We start from the raw sequence: 3,452 nt of genomic DNA, 5'->3' as shown, positions 1-3,452 counted from the left end.
ACGATCGAGAGCCTGCAAGGCGTGCTCGGCGATCTGGCCGGGCCGGGCATCGATGCCGCCGACCTGTATTTCCAGGGCCAGATTTCCGAGTCATGGGCGCTGGAAGACGGCATCGTCAAGGAAGGCAGCTTCAACCTCGATCAGGGTGTCGGCGTGCGCGCGCAGTCCGGGGAGAAGACCGGTTTTGCCTACAGCAACGCGATCACCCTCGAAGCCCTCGGTGCAGCGGCCCGCGCCGCGCGTTCGATCTCACGTGCCGGGCAGAACGGCACCGTGCAGGCATTCACCAGCCAGGACGTCGCGCAACTATACGCGCCGGATAACCCGCTGGAAGTGCTCAGCCGCGCGGAAAAAGTCGAGTTGCTCAAACGCATCGACGTCGCCACCCGCGCACTCGACCCACGGATTCAGCAGGTCAGCGTGAGCATGGCCGGGGTCTGGGAGCGAATCCTTGTCGCGTCCACCGATGGCGGTCTGGCCGCTGATGTGCGACCGCTGGTGCGCTTCAACGTTAGCGTCATCGTTGAACAGAATGGCCGTCGCGAACGTGGCGGACATGGCGGCGGCGGGCGTACCGATTACCGCTACTTCCTCGCCGAAGACCGCGCCATGGGTTATGCCCGCGAAGCGCTGCGCCAGGCGCTGGTGAATCTGGAAGCGATTCCGGCGCCGGCCGGTACCTTGCCGGTGGTGCTCGGCTCCGGCTGGTCCGGGGTGCTGCTGCACGAAGCGGTCGGCCATGGCCTGGAAGGCGATTTCAACCGCAAGGGCAGCTCGGCCTACAGCGGGCGCATGGGCGAAATGGTTGCCTCCAAGTTATGCACCATCGTCGATGACGGCACCTTGAGCGGCCGTCGCGGTTCGCTCAGCGTCGATGACGAAGGCACCCCGACCGAGTGCACCACGCTGATCGAAAACGGCGTACTCAAGGGCTATATGCAAGACAAGCTCAATGCGCGGCTGATGGGCGTGGCACGCACCGGTAACGGTCGTCGCGAATCCTATGCGCACCTGCCGATGCCACGCATGACCAACACCTACATGCTCGGTGGCGAAAGCGATCCGGCAGAAATCATCGCCTCGGTGAAGAAGGGCATCTACTGCGCCAACCTCGGCGGCGGTCAGGTCGACATCACCAGCGGCAAGTTCGTGTTCTCCACGAGCGAGGCTTATCTGATCGAGGACGGCAAGATTACTGCACCGGTCAAAGGCGCGACATTGATCGGCAACGGCCCCGAGGCGATGAGCCGGGTGTCGATGGTCGGTAACGATCTGGCGCTGGACAGCGGTGTGGGTACGTGTGGCAAGGATGGGCAGTCGGTGCCGGTGGGTGTCGGCCAGCCAACGCTGAAAATCGATGCGATCACCGTGGGTGGCACGGGCGCATAAGAACGGTGGGGCTTTCGGGTGGCGCGCAGGACGGCCACCCGGTGGCGATTTTCAACGCAGGCCGCGTTGAGTCTCGTCCAGCTCCCGAATGTATTTGAAGATCTTGCGGCTCGAAGCAGGCGGTTTGTTTTGCGCAACCTCATGCTGGGCCTGACGGATCAGGGAACGCAATTGCTGGCGATCGGCGTCCGGGTACTCGATGACGAATTTCTCCAGCACGGCGTCATCGCCCGCGATCAGGCGGTCACGCCAGCGTTCCAGATTATGGAAGCGCTCGTTGTACTGGCGAGTGGAGGCATCGAGTTGATCGAGCAGAGTCAGAATCGCGTCAGTGTCCTGGTCGCGCATCAGTTTGCCGATGAACTGCAAATGCCGTTTACGCGCGATGTTCGCGGTGTGCTTGGGCGCATCGGCCAATGCCCGGCGCAAAGCGTCGGTCAACGGCAGTTTGGCGACCAGATCAGGCTTGAGTGTGGTCAGGCGCTCGCCGAGGTCAACCAGCGCATGCAACTCGCGTTTGACCTGAGATTTGCTTTTTTCTCCCGTATCGAGGGAGTCGTCGTAAGAATCAACCATGGTGGCAGTCCGCAAAGAAACGCCGCCATGATAACCAGTCGGGGGCCGCTTGTCCGGCCCGGTCGCTCGATGACCCCAGCCGAAAGCAGAATTTGAGTGGAGATGAGCATGAGTGCAGTTCAAAGCGTCGGCCCGCAGGCATTGCCGGCACTGCAAGAACAGGTCGAGCAGATCATCGCCGAAGCCAAGCGCCAGGGCGCCAGCGCCTGTGAAGTCGCGGTGTCGCTGGAGCAAGGCCTGTCGACTTCGGTGCGTCAGCGCGAGGTCGAAACCGTTGAATTCAATCGTGATCAGGGTTTTGGCATCACCCTGTACGTCGGCCAGCGCAAAGGCTCGGCCAGCACCTCGGCCACCGGGCCGGAGGCGATTCGTGAAACCGTCGCAGCAGCACTGGCCATCGCCAAGCACACTTCCGAAGATGAAGCCTCGGGCCTCGCCGACGCCGCACTGATGGCCAGGGATGTGCAGGATTTCGACCTGTTCCACGAATGGGACATCACCCCGGAGCAGGCCATCGAGAAGGCTTTGCTCTGCGAGGCCGCGGCGTTCGATGCCGATGCGCGGATCAAGAACGCCGACGGCACCACCCTCAGCACCCATCAGGGCTGCCGGGTTTACGGCAACAGCCACGGTTTCATCGGCGGCTACGCGTCGACCCGGCACAGCCTGAGCTGCGTGATGATCGCCGAAGCTGACGGGCAGATGCAGCGCGATTACTGGTATGACGTCAATCGCCAGGGCAGTCTGCTCGCCGATCCGGTGAGCATCGGCCAGCGTGCCGCGCAACGTGCAGCCAGCCGTCTGGGCGCGCGGCCGGTGCCGACATGCGAGGTGCCGGTGCTGTTTTCCGCCGAACTGGCGGGCGGTCTGTTCGGCAGCTTCCTCTCGGCAGTATCCGGCGGCAGTCTGTATCGCAAATCGTCGTTTCTCGAAGGCACACTCGGGCAAAAGCTGTTCCCGGAATGGCTGACCATCGATGAGCGTCCGCATCTGATGCGCGCCATGGGCAGTGCTTCCTACGATGGTGACGGCTTGGCGACCTACGCCAAACCGTTCGTCGAAAAGGGCGAATTGGTCTCCTACATCCTCGGCACTTACTCCGGACGGAAACTGGGCATGCCGAGCACCGCCAACGCGGGCGGTGTGCACAACCTGTTCGTCACCCATGGCGACGAGGATCAGGCAGCGCTGTTGAAGCGCATGGGCCGAGGACTGCTGGTCACCGAATTGATGGGCCACGGCCTGAACATGGTCACCGGTGACTATTCGCGCGGTGCGGCGGGCTTCTGGGTGGAAAACGGCGAGATCCAGTTCGCCGTGCAGGAAGTGACCATCGCCGGCAACATGCGCGACATGTTCAAGCAGATTGTCGCGGTGGGTAATGATCTGGAGCTGCGCAGCAACATCCGCACCGGCTCGGTGTTGATCGAGCGGATGACTGTCGCCGGCAGCTAAGCCGCGAATCCGCCAACAAAAAAAGGCGCGCC

The 3,452-nt window shown here is 62.7% G+C and carries 3 protein-coding genes; 2 read left to right on the top strand and 1 reads right to left on the bottom strand.

What is annotated here, in order from left to right; translation table 11 throughout:
* Positions 1-3 precede the first annotated feature (3 nt).
* On the top strand, positions 4-1,389 hold the full coding sequence (gene tldD, locus D6877_RS09155) for a metalloprotease TldD (RefSeq protein ID WP_241662876.1): 1,386 nt from the start codon (positions 4-6) through the stop codon (positions 1,387-1,389).
* A gap of 51 nt (positions 1,390-1,440) precedes the next feature.
* Here tldD and yjgA read toward each other — a convergent pair whose 3' ends face one another.
* Positions 1,441-1,965: a ribosome biogenesis factor YjgA gene (yjgA, locus tag D6877_RS09150; protein ID WP_016771692.1), complete on the bottom strand. Its 525-nt coding sequence runs from the start codon at positions 1,963-1,965 to the stop codon at positions 1,441-1,443.
* A gap of 102 nt (positions 1,966-2,067) precedes the next feature.
* Between yjgA and pmbA the strand changes: the two genes are divergently transcribed.
* Positions 2,068-3,420 carry a metalloprotease PmbA gene (gene pmbA / locus D6877_RS09145; protein ID WP_172834015.1) on the top strand — a complete coding sequence of 451 codons (1,353 nt, stop codon included), beginning with the start codon at positions 2,068-2,070 and terminating at the stop codon, positions 3,418-3,420.
* The last annotated feature ends 32 nt before the right edge of the window (positions 3,421-3,452 follow it).

Origin of the sequence: Pseudomonas sp. Sample_9, from assembly GCF_004307535.1 — a bacterium.
Taxonomy (GTDB): domain Bacteria; phylum Pseudomonadota; class Gammaproteobacteria; order Pseudomonadales; family Pseudomonadaceae; genus Aquipseudomonas; species Aquipseudomonas mercuritolerans.
The sequence above is the reverse complement of the archived record's forward strand: the minus strand, read 5'-3'. Positions and strand labels throughout refer to the sequence as shown.

Excerpts from the sequence above, each read along its gene's own strand:
- yjgA (WP_016771692.1), bottom strand. The coding sequence starts at position 1,965 with ATGGTTGATTCTTACGACGACTCCCTCGATACGGGAGAAAAAAGCAAA.
- pmbA (WP_172834015.1), top strand. The coding sequence starts at position 2,068 with ATGAGCATGAGTGCAGTTCAAAGCGTCGGCCCGCAGGCATTGCCGGCA.